The 20,539-nt window shown below is 50.6% G+C and carries 19 protein-coding genes; all 19 read left to right on the top strand.

Annotated features, from left to right (window positions below):
- The first annotated feature begins 13 nt into the window (after positions 1 to 13).
- Entirely contained in the window at positions 14 to 1,279 is a 1,266-nt protein-coding gene (locus tag K0T92_RS00650) for a M16 family metallopeptidase (RefSeq protein ID WP_219870490.1), read from the top strand.
- The gene (dut, locus tag K0T92_RS00645) at positions 1,260 to 1,703 is read left to right on the top strand and encodes a dUTP diphosphatase (protein WP_219870489.1); all 444 of its coding nucleotides are present in this window, start codon (positions 1,260 to 1,262) and stop codon (positions 1,701 to 1,703) included. The genes K0T92_RS00650 and dut overlap by 20 nt, the downstream gene beginning before the upstream one ends.
- 672 nt (positions 1,704 to 2,375) lie before the next feature.
- Positions 2,376 to 3,275, top strand: coding sequence for a dipicolinate synthase subunit DpsA (gene dpsA, locus K0T92_RS00640; RefSeq protein WP_219870488.1), 900 nt, complete (start codon positions 2,376 to 2,378; stop codon positions 3,273 to 3,275).
- Positions 3,272 to 3,865 carry a dipicolinate synthase subunit B gene (locus K0T92_RS00635; RefSeq protein WP_219870487.1) on the top strand — a complete coding sequence of 198 codons (594 nt, stop codon included), beginning with the start codon at positions 3,272 to 3,274 and terminating at the stop codon, positions 3,863 to 3,865. Before dpsA ends, K0T92_RS00635 begins: the two co-directional genes overlap by 4 nt.
- Positions 3,866 to 3,953: 88 nt before the next feature.
- Entirely contained in the window at positions 3,954 to 4,994 is a 1,041-nt protein-coding gene (locus K0T92_RS00630; protein WP_219870486.1) for an aspartate-semialdehyde dehydrogenase, read from the top strand.
- A 74-nt stretch (positions 4,995 to 5,068) separates the two neighbouring features.
- Positions 5,069 to 6,286, top strand: coding sequence for an aspartate kinase (gene dapG, locus K0T92_RS00625; protein ID WP_219870485.1), 1,218 nt, complete (start codon positions 5,069 to 5,071; stop codon positions 6,284 to 6,286).
- 163 nt (positions 6,287 to 6,449) lie between these two features.
- Positions 6,450 to 7,325 carry a 4-hydroxy-tetrahydrodipicolinate synthase gene (dapA, locus tag K0T92_RS00620; RefSeq protein WP_219870484.1) on the top strand — a complete coding sequence of 292 codons (876 nt, stop codon included), beginning with the start codon at positions 6,450 to 6,452 and terminating at the stop codon, positions 7,323 to 7,325.
- Between the two features lie 379 nt (positions 7,326 to 7,704).
- The gene (locus tag K0T92_RS00615; protein WP_219870483.1) at positions 7,705 to 9,384 is read left to right on the top strand and encodes a ribonuclease J; all 1,680 of its coding nucleotides are present in this window, start codon (positions 7,705 to 7,707) and stop codon (positions 9,382 to 9,384) included.
- A 234-nt stretch (positions 9,385 to 9,618) separates the two neighbouring features.
- Entirely contained in the window at positions 9,619 to 10,335 is a 717-nt protein-coding gene (locus K0T92_RS00610; protein WP_219871149.1) for a ClpP family protease, read from the top strand.
- Entirely contained in the window at positions 10,332 to 10,559 is a 228-nt protein-coding gene (locus K0T92_RS00605) for a YlzJ-like family protein (protein WP_219870482.1), read from the top strand. Before K0T92_RS00610 ends, K0T92_RS00605 begins: the two co-directional genes overlap by 4 nt.
- Before the next feature lie 49 nt (positions 10,560 to 10,608).
- Entirely contained in the window at positions 10,609 to 13,263 is a 2,655-nt protein-coding gene (locus K0T92_RS00600) for an FtsK/SpoIIIE family DNA translocase (RefSeq protein WP_246627779.1), read from the top strand.
- A gap of 104 nt (positions 13,264 to 13,367) precedes the next feature.
- Positions 13,368 to 14,171 (top strand): spore cortex-lytic enzyme, encoded by an 804-nt coding sequence (sleB, locus tag K0T92_RS00595; protein WP_219870481.1) that lies wholly within the window; start codon positions 13,368 to 13,370, stop codon positions 14,169 to 14,171.
- Between the two features lie 130 nt (positions 14,172 to 14,301).
- Positions 14,302 to 15,585, top strand: a complete 1,284-nt coding sequence (yfmF, locus tag K0T92_RS00590; protein ID WP_219870480.1) for an EF-P 5-aminopentanol modification-associated protein YfmF — start codon at positions 14,302 to 14,304, stop codon at positions 15,583 to 15,585.
- A 3-nt stretch (positions 15,586 to 15,588) separates the two neighbouring features.
- Positions 15,589 to 16,872 carry an EF-P 5-aminopentanol modification-associated protein YfmH gene (gene yfmH, locus K0T92_RS00585; protein ID WP_219870479.1) on the top strand — a complete coding sequence of 428 codons (1,284 nt, stop codon included), beginning with the start codon at positions 15,589 to 15,591 and terminating at the stop codon, positions 16,870 to 16,872.
- A 17-nt stretch (positions 16,873 to 16,889) separates the two neighbouring features.
- Positions 16,890 to 17,621, top strand: coding sequence for an elongation factor P 5-aminopentanone reductase (ymfI, locus tag K0T92_RS00580; protein WP_219871147.1), 732 nt, complete (start codon positions 16,890 to 16,892; stop codon positions 17,619 to 17,621).
- A 119-nt stretch (positions 17,622 to 17,740) separates the two neighbouring features.
- A complete protein-coding gene (locus tag K0T92_RS00575) occupies positions 17,741 to 17,992 on the top strand; it encodes a DUF3243 domain-containing protein (RefSeq protein WP_219870478.1) in 252 nt (83 codons plus the stop codon).
- Positions 17,993 to 18,159: 167 nt separating this feature from the next.
- On the top strand, positions 18,160 to 18,924 hold the full coding sequence (locus tag K0T92_RS00570) for a DUF3388 domain-containing protein (RefSeq protein WP_219870477.1): 765 nt from the start codon (positions 18,160 to 18,162) through the stop codon (positions 18,922 to 18,924).
- Between the two features lie 30 nt (positions 18,925 to 18,954).
- Positions 18,955 to 19,866 carry a helix-turn-helix domain-containing protein gene (locus tag K0T92_RS00565; RefSeq protein WP_219870476.1) on the top strand — a complete coding sequence of 304 codons (912 nt, stop codon included), beginning with the start codon at positions 18,955 to 18,957 and terminating at the stop codon, positions 19,864 to 19,866.
- A gap of 143 nt (positions 19,867 to 20,009) precedes the next feature.
- Positions 20,010 to 20,501 (top strand): YajQ family cyclic di-GMP-binding protein, encoded by a 492-nt coding sequence (locus K0T92_RS00560; protein WP_219870475.1) that lies wholly within the window; start codon positions 20,010 to 20,012, stop codon positions 20,499 to 20,501.
- Positions 20,502 to 20,539 lie beyond the last annotated feature (38 nt).

Raw genomic sequence — 20,539 nt, 5'->3', positions numbered from 1 at the left:
GGAGGAAACCGCGGTGAATAACTATACACTTAGCAATGGGTTGCGTGTGGTTGTGGAATATATCCCGACCTGCCGTTCAGTAGCATTCGGCATTTGGGTGAAGGCAGGCTCGCGCAACGAATCGCTGGAGAATAACGGCATCACTCATTTTATCGAGCACATGCTGTTTAAAGGAACAGCCCGCCGCAGCGCGAAGGACATTGCCGATTTATTTGATGGCATCGGAGGCAATGTTAACGCATTTACCGCCAAGGAATATACCTGTTATTTTGCCAAGGTATTGGATCAGCATTTGCCGCTTGCAGTGGATGCACTCGCGGATATGTTCTTCGAGTCGCAGCTGGACGCAACAGAGCTCGGCAAGGAGAAAAACGTTATTTTGGAAGAAATCGCGATGTACGAGGATACGCCGGATGATAAAGTGCATGATGAAGCTTCGCGGGCATCGTATGGCGAACATCCGCTTGCTTACTCCATACTTGGCCTGGAGGAACGTTTATCCGCGATGGATGGAGATGCGCTGCGCGGCTATATGAAGGATAACTACCGCATTGACAATACGGTCATCAGCGTTGCAGGCAATGTGGAGGAGAGCGCACTGCTGGAATTGCTGGAGCGGCATTTCGGCGCGTTCAAGAACAAGGGGAGCGAGAGTGCAATTGTGGCGCCGCAGTTCAATGGAGCTTACTTGTTCCATAAGAAGAAAACAGAACAGAATCATATCTGTCTGACATTTCCGGGCTGCTCTATTGCCGACCCGCAGATCTATGCGATGATCTTGCTTAACAATGCAATCGGCGGTGGAATGAGCTCGCGCCTGTTCCAGGAAATTCGCGAGAAGCGCGGGCTCGCATATTCCGTCTATTCCTATCATACCTCATATGCGGACAGCGGCCTGTTCACGATCTACGCCGGCACAGCGCCCAAGCAGACAAAGGAAGTGCTGGATTCCACCTTGGAGCAGCTGCATGAGCTTGCAGTTAAAGGACTTACCGATGAGGAGCTTCATAGAGGCAAGGAGCAGCTTAAAGGCAGCTTGATCCTTAGTCTTGAGAGCACCAGCAGTCTTATGAACCGTCAGGGCAAGAACGAGCTGATGCTGGGCAAGCATTATACGCTGGATGAGATGCTGGCGCGGATCGATTCGGTGAAGATGAGCGATATAAGCGATGTGACCAAGCGAATGTTATCGGTTCCTTTCGCGGTAGCGATGGTGGGCAGCAATGATAAAGCAGTAGCGAACCTTGGGAGGGATAGTCTTGTTTCCAGTATTGTTTAAACGTTTGCCAGGCAATGAGGATATTCAGCTTCCTCGCAAAATGTCCGAACTTGCAGCAGGCTTCGACCTGCATGCAGCAGTATCCGAGCCGGTTACGCTATCGCCGGGGGAGAGAAAGCTCATTCCGACGGGCTTCTCGATGGCGATGCCGGGAGAGCTTGAGGCTCAGATTCGTCCGCGGAGCGGACTTGCGTACAAACATGGCATCACATGCCTGAATTCACCCGGAACGATCGATGCGGATTATCGCGGCGAGGTGAAGGTGCTGCTGGTCAATCTGGGAACGGAGCCCTTCACCATTGAGCGGGGCGAACGAATCGCTCAGATGCTCTTCGGACTTGTTCCAGCTGTCTCAATCTCCGAAGTAGAGGAGCTGCCCGAAACGGTTCGTGGCGCTGGCGGCTTTGGTCATACGGGAGTGTAGCATATTGTTCTTCCGATCGCTGTTGTCCCCGGATTTCTTGAATTTCACCGTTATTAACGGTTGAGATCCGGGGACAAAGGCGAGCGCTGCGCTTCTCCAGAACAATTCTTCCATTTACAAATAAAAAACGCAGGGGCTGTTCGAAAAGTCCAGTATCCAATGAGTCAGTCCCAAATGATGTGTAGGGATGCCTCCAAAACCACTAAAAGTGGGGCTGGAAGCATCTTTTTTTTGTTGTATATGGGGAAACCCCTTCCTCCAAGTGGTTAGAAGGCAGCGTGACGGAGTAAGAAGCCTGCGAATGTGCATGAATTTCGGTTACAAGACGTCATCATGGTAGAATTCCTGCGATGATGCATGAATTTGAGCGAGAATCGGCCGTTAAGGAGAAACAAAGGTGACATACATGCACTCCGGCAGGCATTTCACCTTCATGGGGTCAGAATCGAAAAAAAAGCTGCTGTTTCGCATGTTTTGTCCGCCTTCCCGCCAAGCGGTACGCTGCTGGATGGCAATCGCCGCCTCATCGATTGGATTAGCAAGCTGATTTCATTTTCACCCCGCTCTGGGCGCACGCATAAGATGGTCTATATCCGGATGGGCAGACTGACAATCGAACCACAATAGCTCGGAGTGTGCGTGCCGATTGCAGTAAGAAAGGAGTGACAGCCTATGCTGACAGGGATTGGGGTCGTGCTGCTCGGTGGTGATGCTCGTCAGCTTGAAGTCATTCGCAAGCTTACAGAGCTGGACGCAATGGTTACGGTTGCGGGCTTTGAACAGCTTCATACGCCGCTGGACGGAGCTGTGCGTGCAGAGATGAGTGATGATTTGTTTCATGGAGCGGATGCACTCATACTGCCGGCGGTAGGGACGGATGACGATGGGCGGATCATAGCCGTTTTTAGTGACCGGGAGCTTGTATTGACAGATGAGCAAGTAGGGCTGCTGCCCAAGCACTGCAAAATCTATGCAGGTATGGCGAAGCCTTACTTGCGGCAGCTGTGCGAGAAGCATGGCATTGGATTGATCGAGTTGTTCGACCGGGATGATGTCGCAATTTACAACTCCATCCCTACGGCAGAAGGGGCCGTTATGATGGCGATACAGAACACCGATATTACGATTCACGGTTCTACTTGCATGGTGCTTGGACTTGGCCGGACCGGCTTGACGTTAGCGCGAACATTGCGGGGGCTGGGGGCAAAAGTAAAGGCAGGAGTACGCCGCGAGGAGCATTACGCCAGGGCGGATGAGATGGGCTTTGAGCCCTTCTATATCAAACAACTGCCGCAGGCTGTGAGTAATATTGACTTGCTTTTTAATACAATTCCGACTATGATAGTCACAGCGCAAATTATCGCAAATTTGCCTTCGCGAGCGGTTATTATCGACCTCGCTTCCAAGCCGGGCGGGACGGATTTTCGCTTTGCTGAGAAGCGGGGCATTAAAGCGTTGCTCGCCCCCGGTCTACCAGGTATCGTCGCACCCAAAACCGCTGGACGCATCATAGCGGACTGTCTTAGTCGACTGATTATGGAAGATTCCAGGTTACGGGGGAATGAGCAATGACATGGCAAGGTAAAACGGTCGGTTATGCACTGTCCGGCTCGCATTGCACGTTTGCGGAAGTAATGCCTGTTATTAAGCGTTTCGTGGATCATGGGGCTAATGTAGTGCCCATCGTAACGAGCACGATTATGACGACAGATACACGATTCGGCACATCGGAACAATGGCAGACACAGCTCAAGGCGATTACAGGCAATGATCTGATCTCTACAATTGTTGAAGCAGAGCCGTTAGGCCCATCCAAGCTTCTGGATGTTCTCGTTATTGCGCCGTGTACGGGCAATACGACAAGCAAGCTGGCCAATGCAATGACAGACAGCCCGGTACTGATGGCTGCCAAGGCTCAATTGCGCAATCAGCGCCCGCTCGTACTGGCCATTTCAACGAATGATGGATTAGGTCTGAATGCGGCTAATATTGCTAGATTGCTAGTGTGCAAGAATGTTTATTTTGTTCCGTTCGGACAGGATAATCCGCAGGGCAAGCCGAATTCGCTTGTAGCGAAGATGGATCTTGTGCCTGAGGCTTGTGAAGCTGCCCTTCAGGGCAAACAGCTTCAGCCGCTGCTTATCGAACGGTTTCAATATTAATAGGGTAATCATGGCGTCTCATTATTTATCACGTATGCAAATGGAGCAATCCTTGACATAAGTTTGATTTTTGAGAGGGGAAGACACAATGTCGAATCAGAAATTGTTTAACGTTGCTGTAGTAGGGGCAACAGGCGCAGTAGGAGAACAAATTATTGGTCTGCTTGAGAAAAGAAACTTTCCGATTGCCCAGTTGAAGCTGCTGTCATCTGCACGCTCAGCAGGCACGAAGATCTTGTTCAAGGGTCAGGAGCTTACGGTTGAAGAAGCGACGCCGGATAGCTTTAAAGGTGTTGAGATCGCATTGTTCAGTGCTGGCGGCGATGTGACGAAGGCGCTTGCGCCTCATGCCATCGAGCATGGTGCTGTTTGTATAGACAACACGAACGCTTTCCGCATGGATCCAGAAACACCGCTTGTTGTGCCAGAGGTGAATATTGATAAAGTAAGTGAACATAAAGGATTGATCGCCAATCCCAATTGCTCCACGATCCAGATGGTTGCGGCGCTCAAACCGCTGTATGACCGTTATGGCATCTCGCGGATTATCGTATCGACCTACCAAGCGGTATCCGGCGCAGGCAGCCGTGCGATCGACGAGCTTCACCGCCAGACGCGCGAAATTCTTGATGGCAATGAAGTGAAGCCAGAGATTTTGCCGGTAGGGGCGCTTCCAGTGAAGCATCAAATCGCATTCAATGCGATTCCGCAAATCGATAAGTTTACGGAGAACGGGTATACGCTGGAAGAGATGAAGATGGTACGCGAGACGAAAAAAATTATGGGCGACGAGTCTATTGATGTTACAGCTACCTGTGTGCGTATCCCAGTTGTGAATGGACATTCAGAGTCCGTTTATGTGGAATTGAAGAATGACTATGAGTTAGAGGACGTTAGCAAGCTGTTGAAGGATGCTCCTGGCGTTACGCTGGTTGACGACCCTGCTGGCCAGCAATATCCGCTGGCTTCGGATGCAACGGGCAAGCCGGATGTATTTGTCGGACGTCTTCGTCGCGATCTGGGCTCCTCACGCGGTCTTAACATGTGGATCGTTTCGGACAATCTGCTCAAAGGCGCTGCATGGAATGCCGTACAAATTGCTGAATATATTGCTATTGGTCAGAAATAAAGCATACAATTAGAGCGGGTTGTCAAACGCAACGATCCTTCAGCTTCTTGAAGCAAGGAAACGGAGGTTTGACCATGCGCATCCTCGTTCAGAAATTCGGTGGAACATCGCTGTCTACCAGTGAAGCGCGTCAATTCGTGCTTCGCCATATTCGCAGAGAGCGGCAACGGCAATATAAACTTGTCGTTGTCGTCTCTGCAATGGGGCGCAGCGGTGATCCCTATGCGACAGATACATTGCTTTCTCTTATCCCCGGCACGGGCGATTCGCTCCCTTCGCGGGAGCGTGACCTGCTGCTCGGCTGCGGAGAGATTATCTCTGCTGTTATGCTGTGCGGTCTTCTGCAGGCTGCTTCGATTCCAGCTGTTGCGCTAACAGGTGGAGAAGCAGGAATTATGACAGACAACCAATTCGGCCGGGCCCGTATTCTTGAAATACGGACCGAGACCGTTCTTCGTCATTTGCATGAAGATAAAGTTGTTATCGTTACCGGCTTTCAGGGAAAGACGGAATCCGGTCAGCTGACCACACTGGGCAGAGGCGGCAGCGATACATCTGCTACAGCGCTGGGCGCTGCTCTTCATGCGGAGCAAGTGGATATTTATACCGATGTCAACGGGATTCTGACAGCAGATCCGCGAATTGTTGCAGATGCCCGTCCATTATCAGTGGTTGGCTATGCCGAAATATGCAATATGGCCCGTCTGGGCGCCAAAGTTATTCATCCCAGGGCGGTCGAGATTGCACAGCAGGCCAAAATCCCGCTTCGTGTGCGCTCGACCTTCTCAGAAGATGAAGGCACGCTTGTGACAGATGCGATTGATGCTGTGCATGCCGCAGCAGTTCGTGATCGACATGTAACAGGAGTGGCGCATGTCAACGGAATTACACAAATTACGGTTCATGCCCAAGAGGGCCATACGGATGTGCAGCTTCAAGTATTCCAAGCGATGGCACGCCATCATATTAGTGTTGATTTCATCAATGTAACACCAGGCGGAGCGGTATATACCGTATTCGACCACGATGCAAGCGAAGCTGTATCTGTGCTGCAAAGGATCGGATACACGCCAATAGCTGTGAACGGCTGCGCGAAAATTTCGGTCATTGGCGGAGGAATGAATGGTGTTCCGGGAATAATGGCCAGAATTGTTGAAGCGCTTACCGAGCAATCAATACCGATTCTTCAATCGGCAGATTCGAATACGACAATTTGGGTACTTGTGAAGGAGAGCTATATGGCTGACGCGCTGCGCGCGCTCCACGCCAAGTTCGCGCTTCATGAACGATAACGAATATTACTTATCGCATTGGTTTGCTCCTGTTATAGTGGCACCACGCAGACCAGCGCGATAGAAATGTATACACTTGCGAAGCCAGTTTTGCTTCGCAAAACGAAGTTAATGCTTACTTACGAAGCCGGTTTGCTTCGCAAAACATTTAGGAGGAGTCTAGATGGAATTCGGAAGATTGATTACCGCAATGGTTACTCCGTTTGACGCAGACGGTGCAATTGACTGGGATGCAACAGGCCGGTTGGTTGATTACTTAATTGAAGAGCAGCAGAGCGACAGCCTCGTCGTATCCGGGACAACCGGTGAATCGCCGACCGTAACGGACGAAGAGAAGGCGGCGTTGTTCAAGTTTGTTGTAGAGCGCGCGCGCGGCCGGAGCAAAGTCATTGCGGGGACAGGCAGCAATGATACGGCACATTCCATTCATCTGACTCAAATTGCCGGGCAAAGTGGTGTTGATGGCATACTGCTTGTCGTTCCTTATTACAGCAGGCCCAGCCAAGAAGGCATCTACAGACATTTCAAAGCGATAGCAGAATCGACGCAGCTCCCGGTTATGCTTTACAACGTGCCTTCCCGCACCGTTGTGAGCATGTCGGTCGAAACAACACTTCGCCTTGCGGCAATTCCGAATATTATCGCAACGAAGGAATGTGCATCAACGGATCAAGTTACAGCGCTTGTTGCAGGCGCTCCAGAAGGCTTCCGCGTCTACAGCGGCGATGACAGCGCGGCTCTTCCTGTGCTTGCTGTAGGCGGCTATGGTCTGGTAAGCGTTGCAAGCCATATCGTGGGCAGCGACTTGAAACGGATGATTACTGCATATGTTGACGGGAATGTTGCAGAAGCTGCACGCCTGCACGGTAAATGTTTTCCAATCCTGAAAGGATTGTTCGAGCTACCGTATCCTGTTCCGAATCCTGTTCTTGTGAAGGCCGCACTTGCTCTTCGCGGCGTGCCTGTAGGCGGTGTTCGTCTTCCCCTTGTTGAAGCATCCGCTGAAGAAACAGCTCTGCTGGAACAGTTATTGATGTAGGGAAGACATGGCAATAGTTGCACTAGACTATAACCGGTGCGCCGCATCGGTTATTTCTTTTTGCAGGCTGATTTGACGGATGACTTGTATTTCGTATTTTCAATCATGTATAATGTTCTCAAGTGACGGTGTGCGGCAAATATTTGGTAATGTTAGTAAGGTGTTGGAGCGGAGTCCTATAACACCACTTAACGACTATAAAGCGTAATGGCTGTCGATTATTTTCACAGCTTCGATTTTTTGCGGCTTTCATACTGAAGAATCATCAATTTGAAGATAGCGAATGCTAATGTCAGGGATAATGAATTTAACGCACTGGAAGTAAGCGTTTCAATACAGCTGTCATTGCTTCGCGATACTATTAGGAGGATAGATACACTTGTCTAAGAAGAACAACCAGGATAAGCTGCTTATTTTTGCACTGGGCGGCGTCGGTGAAATCGGAAAGAATATGTATGTTATTCAGTACGGCAACGACATTGTTGTTGTTGATTCCGGATTGAAATTCCCCGAGGAGGACATGCTCGGTATTGATATCGTAATTCCGGACATTACTTATTTAACAGATAATCGGGATAAAGTAAGAGCAATTCTTATTACACACGGTCATGAGGATCATATCGGCGGCTTGCCTTATGTTCTCAAGCATCTCAATGTGCCTGTATACGGGACGAAGCTTACGCTTGGTCTTATCGAAGGCAAGCTGAAGGAAGCGGGCTTGCTTGGCGAAACCAAACGCATTCTTATTAATGCCGATACAGAACTGGAGCTCGGCTCCATTCGCGCTTCTTTCTTCAAAACTAACCACAGCATACCAGACTCCCTCGGTGTATGCCTGGACACGCCAGAAGGAACCGTTGTACATACGGGTGACTTCAAATTCGATCACACACCAGTCAACGATCAATATGCGGATCTTCAACGTATTGCCGATATCGGAAGACGCGGCGTAGTTGCGCTGCTGTCTGATAGCACGAATGCTGAACGCCCTGGCTACACGCCATCTGAGAGCAAGATCGGAGTTGAGCTGGAGGATATTTTCCGCAAAGCTACGCAGCGTGTCGTCGTTGCAACCTTCGCTTCGAACGTTCACCGGATTCAACAGGTCGTTAATGCTGCAATGGCAACGAAACGCAAAATTGCTGTAGTTGGCCGCAGTATGGTTAATGTTGTATCCATTGCTTCTGAGCTCGGCTACCTCATCATTCCGGAAGGCATGATCATCGAGCCTGAAGAAGTGAACAAGATGGCTGCAGACCGCGTTGCCATTCTATCGACAGGCAGCCAAGGCGAGCCGATGTCCGCTTTAACGCGCATGGCACGTTCAACGCACCGTAAAGTAGATATTTTGCCTGGTGATACGGTCATCATTGCCGCTACGCCAATCCCTGGCAATGAACGCCATGTTGGCCGTACAGTAGACGAGCTGTTCCGTCTTGGAGCGAATGTGATCTATGGTCCTGGTTCTGTATCCGGCGTTCACGTATCCGGTCACGGCAGCCAGGAAGAATTGAAGCTGATGCTTAATCTGATCAGGCCAAAATATTTTATTCCGATCCACGGCGAGTACCGCATGCAGCGTCAACACGCCTTGCTGGCGGAAGCAGTTGGCATTGAGAAAGAGAATATCTTTATTATCGACAATGGCGATACAGTCGAAGTGCAAGGCGGAGCTGCTCGTAAAGGCAGCAAAGTGCCTGCAGGCAACGTGCTTATCGACGGTTTGGGTGTCGGCGATGTCGGCAATATCGTACTTCGTGACCGCAAATTATTGTCGCAGGACGGTATCCTCGTTGTTGTCGTTACACTTAGCAAGCAGGATGGCACGATTCTTTCCGGTCCGGACATTATTTCGCGCGGCTTCGTTTATGTGCGTGAATCGGAAGGCCTTCTTGAAGAAGCCAATCGCATCGTAACGACGACGCTTCATAAATTGATGAACGATAAAGTGAATGAATGGGCATCGCTTAAGACGAATGTGAAGGATGCGCTTGGCCGCTTCCTGTACGAACAAACGCGCCGCCGCCCGATGATTTTGCCGATTATTATGGAAGTATAGACATTTCAATGAAACGGTTTCCTCCTTACCGGTTAGTCCGGAAGAGAGGGAGCCGTTTTTTATTGTCTTATTTCCTCATAAGCTTGTATAAATCGACAACGTTTTTCCATACTATGAGAGCCGAGATACTTGCTCACTTGAGGAGAATACCGCCGGATTGTTGCTTCGCACGAAAAATAATGGATTGAGAATGAAGGAGGAAGCACGATGTGGGAAGAAACAAGAGACAATACAATGGAGCAGCCGATGCCGAGTGAAGAGCGCAAAGGCATCAATCCGGTTGTAGATACGATTCAACAGCTTGGTCAGACTATGACGCCGCAAGGGGAGTCTAATATATTCTGCATGTCGATAATCGGACAGGTCGAAGGCCATCTGGTGCTGCCGCCGCAGAACAAAACGACTAAATATGAGCATATTATTCCACAGCTTGTAGCTGCAGAACAGAATCCCAAGATTGAAGGGATTTTCATCGTCTTGAATACGGTCGGAGGCGATGTGGAGGCAGGGCTTGCCATTGCAGAGATGATCTCCTCGCTAACGAAGCCGACAGTGACGCTTGTGCTCGGTGGCGGTCATTCCATCGGGGTACCGATTGCGGTTGCCGGCAATAAATCGTTTATTGCGGAAACAGCGACGATGACGATTCATCCGATTCGTCTCAATGGACTTATTATTGGAGTCCCTCAGACCTTCGATTATTTGGATAAAATGCAGGAGCGGGTCGTCCGCTTTGTTACCTCGCATTCTAATATTACCGAGGAACGGTTCAAGGAACTCATGTTCAAGACGGGGGAGCTGACACGCGATATCGGAACCACTGTGATCGGTGTGGATGCCGTGAAGCACGGATTAATCGATGCTGTAGGGGGCCTGGGTCAAGCGCTACGGGAGCTGAATGGATATATAGAGGAACGCAAGCGTAGTGGAATGGGAGGGCTGCCGCAATGACGCTCTATACGAATATTCCTTTGGAATTAGTGTTTGACGGGATCCATGAGGAGAGAGAAGCGTATCTGGATATTGTCATTGGTGATGTCCGTATGCAGGTAGAGATGCTGACTCCAGGAACGGGACGAATAGTCCGGCTGATGGAATGTCCGCTGGATGCCTATCTTCGCCCGGAGCTTGCCCCCGGAACTGTCATCGCATTGGGGCCTGCAGCGGCCAAGTAGTAAACATTGGATTGCACCTATGGTATAATGGCAACCAGAGGTGACGAAGTTGGCGAAACGAAGACGAAAGAAGAAAAACTCGCTTGCAGCGAATCTTAAATATGAAGTGTATGGCATTCTGCTTATTACATTGTCGGTGATTGCACTTTCAGGAGAGGCCACGGTGGGACGTTCCTTGTCCAAGCTGTTTGGTCTTCTTCTGGGCAAGTTTTATTTTGTACTTGCTTTAGTCGGCATCTACATCGGCTTGGTCGTTATGGTTAAACGCGCATGGCCGTCTGGCTGGTCCAACCGGAAGACAGGTCTGCTGTTGTTCGTGCTGGCATGCACGCTTTACAGCTCTATCGCGGTCATGGATCAGAAGACAGAGCCAACAGATGGCTTGACTGCGGGCTATATTATGCATGAGCTTGGCAGTGATGTGCGGGGAGCGTTATTGGAAGCGCCGCCAACTGATGAAGTGACGATGGTGGAGCATTCGGTAAGCGGCGGTTATGCGGGCGCCATCCAATATACGCTATTGTACTGGTTGTTCGGATACTTTGCCTCCAAGTTTGTGATGATTGTGATGTTTGCCATATCCATCATGCTTATGACCGGCAAATCTTATGTGGACATAGCCCGAATGATTCGCCATCGAGGCGGACGATTGTTCTCCTTGCTTCGTGCCAAGCTGATTGCCAGGAGACCGGCAGCAGCGCCAGTTGGTGCGGGAGCAGCACCAAGAGCTGCGAACGGGAGAGGGAATCCGGTTGTTCTGGATCAAGATCTGGATGATGAAGATGACGATTATGGGCAGCAGCCTCGCTCGCGCGGGCGCCGTGCGCGTTTCTTCTCATGGTTTAGCGATTCGCCCGAGCCTGAAGCGGAATTGCAGGAAGGAAGAGACAGCGAGTGGCTGATGGATGAAGAGCGAATGTCGGAATCATCTCAAGCTCGTCGTCAGCCACAATGGATGGATGGCGACGAGGATGAGGAAGAGCATGACTGGCAGGGATATCATGATAGCCCGAATGCCTCACTTCCGGATCAACCGGATGATGATGTCCTTCCATGGCGAGAAGAGTATCCGCACAATGCAGAGAGCCAGAGCACGGACGAGAATCCGGAGTCCCCGCCATATGAGCCGTTCCCAGTTGAAGAGGACGAATATGTGCCGGATGAAGCTGATGATTATGAGTTGCCGGCAGCAGCGGACAGCAGTCCTGCAATGGAGCAAAGCGAAGCGCTCTCCCAGCCCGCTCCCGCAGCAGCAGCTGCAAGCCGAGTACCTTCGGAGAAGCCTTATCAGCTTCCTCCGCTGTCCTTGCTTGCCAAGCCAGGGGCCAGCGGCCGGGCTGGCGATATGTCGGACGCCAATGATTCCAGGCGCAAGCTGGAGGCAACGCTTGAGAGCTTCGGAGTACGTGCAAAGGTGCTTGACGTTGTCCGGGGGCCGGCTGTTACGCGATATGAGGTGCAGCCCGCAACAGGCGTTAAGGTCAGCCGTATCGTTGGACTGACGGATGACATCGCGCTGGCGCTTGCGGCCAAGGACATTCGGATGGAGGCGCCGATACCGGGCAAATCGGCAATCGGGATTGAAGTGCCGAATAACGAGGTATCTGTTGTGACGATGCGGGAAGTAATGGAGACACCGTCATTCCTGAATGCGCCGTCGAGACTGTCCATCTCATTCGGCAGAGATATTTCGGGCCAGCCGATTGTCGGCAATCTGGCGAAGATGCCTCACTTGCTTGTTGCAGGGGCAACAGGCTCAGGCAAATCAGTATGTATTAACGGTATCATTACAAGCATTCTGTATAAAGCCAGACCGGATGAGGTTAAATTTCTGATGATCGACCCTAAGATGGTCGAGCTGAATATGTATAATGGCATCCCGCATTTGCTTGCACCTGTCGTAACAGACCCTAGAAGGGCTTCGCTTGCATTGAAAAAGATTGTGGTCGAGATGGAGAAAAGATATGAGATGTTCTCCAAATCGGGCACACGCAACATCGAGGGCTACAACAACCTGATGGCGGACAATCCTGCTGCTGTATTGCCTTTCATCGTCGTTATCGTGGACGAGCTCGCCGATCTGATGATGGTTGCGGCTAATGATGTTGAGGATGCGATCTGCCGACTTGCGCAAATGGCGCGAGCCGCGGGCATTCATCTTATTATAGCGACACAGCGGCCGTCAGTAGATGTTATTACAGGCGTCATCAAAGCAAACATTCCGTCGCGGATCGCCTTCGGCGTATCCTCGCAGGTCGATTCCCGGACCATTCTTGATATGGTAGGGGCGGAGAAGCTGCTTGGCCGCGGCGATATGCTCTTCCTGCCGGTAGGAATGTCGAAGCCGATCAGGGTTCAGGGCGCGTTCCTCTCCGATGGTGAAGTGGAGGCGGTCGTAAGCTTTTCCCGAGAGCAGGGCGAGGCCGAATACAAAGAGGATCTCGTACCGGAAATTGACGATAGCGCTCAAGAGGTCGATGAAATGCAGGACGAGCTGTTCGATCAGGCTGTCCGGATCGTTCTTGAGGCCAAGCAGGCATCAGTTTCCCTGCTCCAGCGCCGGATGCGGATCGGTTATACAAGAGCTGCCCGTCTGATCGATCAGATGGAGGCCAAGCATATTATCGGGCCATATGAAGGCAGCAAGCCGAGGGAAGTTCTTCTTACGCTGGATCAATATGACGCAGGAAAGATTAGCTCTTAATACAAAATCGTGCATAGAAGGCAATGTCATTTCTCATACTAGTATCAAGCATCGTTTGCTTTGCAAAACCACTTGCAAGGGCAAGGGAAAGGCAGATTACTTAAATGAGAAATCGACTAATTTCGGTGACTATTGTCATTGTCCTCCTGTTGTTCGGAGCGTTTACGCTGAAACATACGGGCGACGGGCAAACGGCGGAAACTTTTAGCAGCGCAACATTGAAGGTAGGCTCCGCAGGCAAGGATGTCTATGAGCTGCAAGGCCGTCTCAAGCATCTGGGTTTCTTCAAAGGCAAGATTGACGGGCAGTATGGATGGGCAACTCTGAAGGCAGTAAAATGGTTTCAGGGCGAGTTCGGCATGAAGGCGGACGGTATTGTCGCCGCGAAGACGAAGCTGAAGCTGTGGGAAGCGACGAAGAGCTGGCGCCCTACAGCTGCGGATTTGCCGCCTTCGGCGAGCTCAGGAGGCAAGAACACGGGCGCAGCCAGCAAGCCAAAAGCAGAATCGACAGGGGGCGGCACATCGCTGTCCAAATCTACGAAGCTGGGCTTGTCCGCCAATGATTTGAAGCTGATGGCTAACGCAGTATACGGAGAAGCCCGCGGCGAGCCGTATGTCGGGCAGGTAGCAGTTGCTGCTGTTATTCTGAACCGGCTCAAGTCGCCGAGCTTTCCCAATTCGATTTCGGGCGTCATCTTTCAGCCTGGTGCGTTTACTGCAGTAGCAGACGGCCAGATCTGGCTGACGCCGAATGAAAGTGCCAGCAAAGCAGTGCAGGATGCGATTAACGGCTATGATCCAACTGGCGGCTGCATCTACTATTTCAATCCGGTAACGGCAACGTCCAAATGGATTTGGACACGTCCGCAGGTCAAGACGATCGGGAAGCATATTTTTTGCATGTAGCAGCCACTGGAAGCAGCCCGCTTGTTGACGCGGGTTGCTTCTTCCATTTCCGATCAGTTAGAATGGAATAGATCATTGGAAAATGGAATAGATTTACTCTATAAATCGGAGCGGAAGGGGAAGCTATAGCGTGAGCAAATCCCAATTTCAACGAGGACAGCTTCACCGCATACGTCTGCATGTACTGCCGACACAGCGATTCAAGACGTTCTCTATCTCATTGTATGCAGGCTTGCCGTTGAAGGAAGAAACGGTGACGCCTGTCGCCTTGATTCCGTTCGTGCTGCGGCGCGGTACGGCCGAAACACCAGAAACAATAGCGTTTCGCGAGCGCCTGGATAACTTGTACGGCGCCGGCTTTGGCTTTGATGTCTATAAACGCGGCGATTCACAGATCGTACAGTTCCGCATGGATGTGATCAACGATCGTTTCGTTTCCTCCAACGAGCCGCTGTTAGCAGCTTCTTTGAAGCTGCTTGGAGAAGTGCTGACTGATCCGGCGACTGATGACGGCAAGCGGCTGAAGGCGAAGTACGTAGACGCAGAGAAGGTGACGCTGCGCAAACGGATGGAAGCGATTGTGAACGATAAAATTCGTTACGCCGCAGAGCGCTGTATTGAAGAAATGTGCCATAATGAGCCGTTCCGGCTGCATGCGCTGGGACAGTTTGACGATATAGACGGAATTACAGCGGAGTCGTTAACGGCTGCATACCGCAACTGGCTGTCCCAAGCGGCATTTGACCTCTATGTTGTCGGTGATACAACGCTTGAAGAAGTGAAGGCTATTATTTCGCGCACCTTCCGTCTGGACGGAGGCGAGCCTTCTCCCTATGCCATCACTCCCCCTGCAAGCGCTCCGGACAAGGTGCGTACCGTTATTGAGCGGATGGATGTCAGCCAGGGCAAGCTCAATATGGGGCTGCGGATCAACACCTCCTATGGGGACGACGATTATCCGGCTGCTCTGATGTACAACGGCATTCTTGGCGGCTATCCACACTCCAAGCTCTTCTTGAATGTGCGGGAGAAGGCGAGTCTCGCTTACTACGCAGCCTCCCGGTTTGACGGTCACAAAGGCATATGCACCATTCAATCGGGTATCGAAATCGCGAATTTCGACAAAGCAACAGACATTATTGAGAAGCAACTGGAAAGTATGCGCTCGGGGCAATACAGCGATTTGGAGATGAATCAGACAAAGGCCATGATTGCGAATCATTTGCGCGAGCTGAAGGATTCGGCGAATGAAATGATCAGCTTTGATTTTAATGCCATCCTATCCGGCAAAGAACGGTCGGCAGACGAGCTGCTGCAGCAGGTTGAAGCGGTTACTGCGGAACAGATTGCTGCTGTAGCGCGCAAGGTCGAGCTGGATACGATCTATTTCTTGCGTGACGGGAAGGAGGGATAGCGTATGGAGACATTAGCGTATCCGGGAGTTCAGGAAACCTTATATCGCGAAGTTATGCCGAATGGTCTTGAAGTTGTCGTTCTTCCCAAAGAAGGCTTCAGCAAAACATACGCAACCTTCGCAACACGATATGGCTCTATCGATAACCGCTTCGCCGTCGGCAATGGAGCGCCTATTACAGTACCGGATGGCATAGCGCATTTTCTTGAGCACAAAATGTTCGAGGAGCCAACCGGCGATATTTTCGCAACTTTCGCCTCCCAAGGAGCTTCGGCGAATGCCTTCACCAGCTTTGACCGGACCGTTTATTTATTCTCTGCTACGGAGCAGATCGATGCGAATCTGGAAACGCTTCTTGATTTTGTCCAGAATCCTTATTTCACGGACGAGAATGTGGAGAAGGAGAAGGGCATTATTGAGCAGGAGATCAATATGTACAGGGATAATGCGGATTGGCGTGTCTATTTCGGCCTTATTGACGCGCTGTACCACGTTCATCCGATCCATATCGATATTGCCGGCACTGCGGAATCTATTCGCCAGATTGACAAAGAAACGTTGTACAGCTGCTATGAAACCTTCTACCACCCGTCCAACATGTTTCTGTTTATCGTTGGAGGCGTTAAGCCGCTTCATGTCATGGAGCTTATTCGCAATAACCAGGCACGCAAATCCTTTGAGCCGCAGGGGCCGATCTCCCGCTTCTTCGATCCGGAGCCGGCTTCTGTCAAGCTGCCCCGCAAAACAGCGGTGCTGCCGGTATCATTGCCTAAATGCCTGATCGGCTTCAAAGAGAATCGCGAGCCGCTGCAGCCGGACGTGCTGCTTAGAACAGAACTGCTGACCAAGCTGATGCTTGATTCGCTGCTTGGGTCAAGCTCGCCGATCTATCATGAGCTGTATGATGATAATCTTATATCGGATTCCTTTGGCCACGAGTTCAACAGCAGCGAGGATTACGCTTTCTCTGTTATCGGCGGCGAGACGCGCGATCCTGACCTGCTTGCTGCGCGGCTGCGAGAAGCGATTGATAAAGCTTGTGCCAGCGGATTGAATGCACAGTCGTTCGAGAGAACGAAGAAGAAGAAAATCGGCGGATACCTTCGCATGCTCAATTCCCCTGAGGCGATAGCCGGAGAGTATACGCGATACCGGTTCCGTGGCGCGGATCTATTCAAGCTGCTCCCCATCTACGAGAGCTTGACGCTGGCGGAGGCCAACAAGCGGATGCGCGAGCATTTTGACTGGGGCCGGATGAGTGTATCCATCGTCGCCAAAGAGGGATAGTGAAAACATTAAAGGAAATGACGGTGCTTGTGACGGGGGGAAGCCGGGGGATCGGAGCGGCAATTGCGCGCCGCTTCGCCGCGGAGAGCATGAGCGTCGTCATTCATTACAATCAGGCGCATGAAGCGGCTAACGAAACGGCACGCACTTGCATGCGTCTGGGAGCGGCGAATGTAATGACCGTGTCAGCGGATCTTCGCTCCAAGGAGCAGCTGCTGCGGATGAGGGAGAAGCTTGAGCTTAGCGGTCTCGTGCCGGACGTTATTGTCAATAATGCCGGTATTGCGCATTACAGCATGCTTTCTGATGTGACGGAAGAGACATGGGACGATGTGATGGCGGTTAATTTGAAGGGCATGTTTCTATGCACCCAAATATTTATGCCGGCGATGATCGCTCAGCGGTTCGGGCGTATTATTAATGTGTCCTCGATCTGGGGACTGTCGGGAGCATCCTGTGAAGTGCTGTACTCCACAACCAAAGGCGGCATGAACGCGTTTACGAAGGCGCTTGCCAAGGAGCTTGCGCCATCCCATGTAACGGTCAATGCCGTTGCGCCGGGTGCTGTTGATACGGTCATGCTGGACAACTTGAACGCCGAGGAGAAATCAGCGCTGGAATCGGAGATTCCTGCAGGCCGCCTCGCTCAACCGGATGAGATTGCATCCTTGGTCTATTTTTTGGCATTGCCGGAGTCTGCCTATATAACGGGACAGATCATTAGTCCTAATGGCGGCTGGCACACATAACGGACAGTTTCGCCCAAAACTTTCTGAACGGCATTTTCGTCGTATAAGAAGAGCGCTTTGCGTGTACAATACGATTGTTGCCGGATAACGGCCAACACGCAAAGGAGGCGTTAGCGAAGATGACAACTGTCCTCACTAATTTCGACACATGGAAGCAATTTTTGGCTGATCGGGTGAAACAAGCTGAGAACATCGGTTTGAATGAAGAAACGATTTCAAAGCTTGCTTTCGAGATCGGCTCCTTCCTGGATGAGAAGGTCGATCCCAAAAACGAACAGGAACGCGTTCTGAAGGAACTTTGGGATATCGGCGATGAAGAGGAGAAAAAGACGATTGCCAGGCTGATGGTCAAGCTTGTTCAACAATCGTAGTGCTTCGAAGCAGAAAGGCCTCCCGAGAAGGAGGCTTTTCTGCAATGTTTTCTGTTTGTCTTGCAGGAATTTGGTGTATATTGTAGAATAGTTTTTTTGAAAGCTGCATCCTGCATTGGTCATACATAAAGTCAAATATCTATCAATATTCCCAGGTGGGGTGTCTCATGGAAGTCAAACAGTGGTATATGGAATATAAGATTTACAAGAACCGTCCGGGTTTGCTGGGGGACATAGCTTCACTGCTTGGCATGCTGGAGGTTAACATTGTAACGATTAATGGGGTTGAGAACCGGACGCGCGGTATGCTGCTCCAGACCAACGATGATGAGAAAATCGAAATTTTGGGAAGAATGTTGAAGAAAGTCGATAACATAACGGTGCTGAAATTGCGCGAGCCCAAGCTGGTAGACATACTGGCCGTTCGTCATGGCCGATATATTGAACGAGACTCCGATGATCGCAAAACGTTCCGTTTTACCCGCGACGAGCTAGGATTGCTTGTTGATTTTTTGGGAGAGGTGTTCAAGAGGGAGGGCAATCAAGTCATTGGGTTGAGAGGAATGCCGCGAGTAGGGAAAACGGAGTCGATTATTGCCGGCAGCGTGTGTTCCAATAAGCGCTGGACGTTTATCTCCTCCACTTTGCTCAGGCAAACGGTGCGCAGCCAGCTTTCTGATGAAGAGCTGAATGACAATAATATTTTCATTATTGACGGCATAGTAAGCACAATGCGCTCGAATGAGAAGCATTATGCTCTTCTTCAAGAAATTATGGCTATGCCCTGCACGAAGGTCATTGAGCATCCTGATATTTTTATTAAGGAATCCTCGTATGACTACAGCACTTTTGATTATATTATTGAATTGCGCAACACACCTGATGAAGAAATTTCGTATGAAACCTTTACAACGGGGTATAACGATTTCTAGAAGGAATCCAACTGAACAGGAGGTGTGGTCATGTCAGATTTGGGCGCCTTGCTCCGCAAAGCGCGTGAGCAGCGCAAAATGACGCTGGATGACATTCAAGACTTGACAAAGATACAAAAGCGTTACTTGGAAGCGATCGAGGAAGGCAACTATAACGTCTTGCCGGGTACTTTTTATGTAAGGGCATTCGTGAAGAACTACTCAGAGGCGGTTGGCCTGGATGCCGAGGAAGTGCTGCGTCTGTACAATAATGAAGTGCCGGCGCCTGTCGCCGAACAAGTTGCAGAACCCATGCAGCGCCCTAGGCGGGCTCGAACCCAAAGTTCCGACAGGTGGAGCAGATGGGGCTTTAGAACTCTGATGTGGTCATTCCTGCTGCTCATTGTTGTCGTTGTTTATGTGTTTGCCATTAACAAGCCGGGTGATGAGAATACGGATTCGGCAGACCAGTCCAAGATCACTGATGAAACCAAGCAGCCAGAGCCTAACAAGAATAATACGGACAACAAGAGCAATACGGACAAAACGAACAATACCGGGGGCAATAATACGGCGAAAGAGCCGGATGTTGTTACGCCGGAGCCAGATCCTGTAACACCGCCTGTTGCAGCGGCGACAGTGACGCTGAAGCGCAGCTCAGGCCGTACGGATTACTATGAGATATCCACGAGCGGCACACATAAGCTAGAGCTTAAGGTATCGGGAGGCGCTTGCTGGATCGGCGTGAAGAAGACGAATAGCAAAGGCGAATCGCTCCTTTCTGAATCGTTGCAGGATGGCGATACCAAGTCGTTCGAGGTGGATGGACCGGTCTTTGTGAATGTGGGACGTGCGGATTTGGTGGAAGTGTCGATAGATGGCGTTGTCATTGATGATGGCAACAAATCAGGCCCCCGCAAATTGCAGGTTGATGTCGCGGCGGATGCGGTTCCAAGCACCTGATACGAATTGTGACAATTCACGCACCATTTAGGCGAACTATGCGAGGCATCCATTGCGAATGAAGCGGATGCCTTTTCTTGTGTTATCTTTTCGGTTATAATACGTGACATGAAAGAGATGGGAAAAAAGGAGTTGCTACATACATGAGTTCAGAAAGTTCATTCGATATCGTATCCAAGGTAGACATGCAGGAACTGGTTAATGCGATTACACAGGCAGAGAAGGAGATCGAAACCCGCTTTGACTTCAAGGGCAGCAAGAGCAGCATTAAGCTTGAGAATGATGTGCTTGTTGTCGTCTCCGATGATGAGTATAAGCTGAAGAATGTTATCGATATTCTGCAGTCCAAGATGATCAAGCGCGGTGTTCCGATCAAAAATCTGGAGTACGGCAAGATTGAAGGCGCTTCAGCTGCAACGGTCAGACAGCGCATTACATTGAAGCAAGGAATCGAACAGGATATCTCGAAGAAGATCAATATTCTCATACGCGATTCCAAGCTTAAAGTAAAAAGTCAAATTCAGGGCGATCAGATTCGGATAACCGGGAAGAGCCGTGATGACCTGCAGGCGGTGATGGCACTTCTGCGCGGAGCTGACTTGCAAATAGAGCTTCAATTCACAAACTATCGTTAGTGAATCCTTTACTTCATATGGCGGAAGTCCCTATTCTA

This window comes from Paenibacillus oenotherae, assembly GCF_019443105.1.
Taxonomy (GTDB): domain Bacteria; phylum Bacillota; class Bacilli; order Paenibacillales; family Paenibacillaceae; genus Paenibacillus_Z; species Paenibacillus_Z oenotherae.
This window is presented reverse-complemented; position numbering and strand designations above follow the sequence as displayed.